The organism is Brachyspira hampsonii, from assembly GCF_001746205.1.
Classification (GTDB): domain Bacteria; phylum Spirochaetota; class Brachyspiria; order Brachyspirales; family Brachyspiraceae; genus Brachyspira; species Brachyspira hampsonii_B.
The window spans coordinates 1-1,385 of the sequence record NZ_MDCO01000003.1 but is presented as its reverse complement, the minus strand read 5'-3'; the positions used below and the strand labels follow the sequence as shown (position 1 = coordinate 1,385).

1 protein-coding gene is annotated in these 1,385 nt (G+C 37.6%); it reads right to left on the bottom strand.

The genetic code is table 11. The annotated features are described in order from the left end of the window. On the bottom strand, positions 1-1,004 hold a 1,004-nt coding region (locus tag BFL38_RS15900; RefSeq protein ID WP_218070510.1), incomplete at its 3' end, for a hypothetical protein. Positions 1,005-1,385: the final 381 nt, after the last annotated feature.

Here is a 1,385-nt window from a genome sequence, read left to right as displayed (position 1 = left end):
TCAACTGGTTTCCAATGCTCTTCAAATTTCACTGTTAGGTAGACCCATACGGCTGTAATATGCTGCTCTTCATAATGTAAGCTTATCTTTATAGAATCGTGTGAAAAGCTACTACCGCGATAAACCTTTACGGTTCCCTGAGATTGAATTAGTTCCTTTAGTATATGATACAAGACACTTTTGAACTTTGTACGACGAATTTTAAGGTTCGCCATCCTTTGACTATTTCCAATTATTCTGTCGGCTATTATCTCCGCTTCAGCTTGGTCTTCCGCTTCAGACTGCCATTTTTCACATAATGAATCTATCTCACTCCACAACCCTTCATCCGCCGCGGCATCTTGTTCGATTAAATTATTGACTTCATGTTGCACATTACTTAGTTCAGGGGAAGAGTTTTCTTCACGTGGTTGCTCCTGATCTCCTATAAGACCCTGTTCTCTTTCCACAAACCTAGAAATGTATTCATGAACTATGGAGCACCTAATAACATTCTTCAAGGCGGAAAAGTTTGGGCCAGATGCCCAATATGCTTTACATGAAAACGTGAGAATGAATTTAGTATTATTGTGATACTCTGAGGCAATTTTATTATAGTCTCGAAGATAAGAAAAGAATGCAGTAACCTTGGTATTGACAAACGGGGATTCCATGTATCTAAAAAATACGCCTTTCGGCCTTCTTATACCCTTTCCCCTGCGGTTTAACGTGCCTCTTACATTGATATCTAAACCCTCCCCTATGGCCGCCTTTAATTGACTAATGAATGCAACCGATATAAACTGTGATAATTCTGGGTGATTTCTGATTCGATCGACAATTGTATTGTACACTAGTGCAGGATCAGGCCAATCCAGTTCTTTTTCAATTACCGGTGTGTCATCTGTATTCAGTACGTGTCCAACAAAAGCAAATGCTAAGGTTTTATATTTCTTATAATTGTCAGGAACTGAAAAAGTTCCCCTTGTGGTTTCAATTACACATCTACTTTCATCGTATATCATAGGTTGGAAGTGCTGCATAATACATTGCTTAATACAAACAAGTAGTCTCTCTCCATTCATATTTCGGTTATTTTCTATTATAGTTGTTGTCATTGTATGTCAGCACTGTAAAAATCCATCTGTTGAAGAAGGATTTCGCGGTTTTTATAAACAAAACTTTTGATACGAAATCGATCAATCACCCCAGCTGCGTATTCGGAAATTCGGAAAAAAGTAGAGCAACGCGAGTTGCATTTTTTACACCATACTGCATTATTAATTTCGAGAGGCGATTAAGGCTACTTTCACTAGTATGTTTCTAAACAATCAATTTGTCATTAAATGCCTTATAAAACAGCTATAGATTGCATAGAAGAGCTAGCTACTCAATGCTTTTTGTCA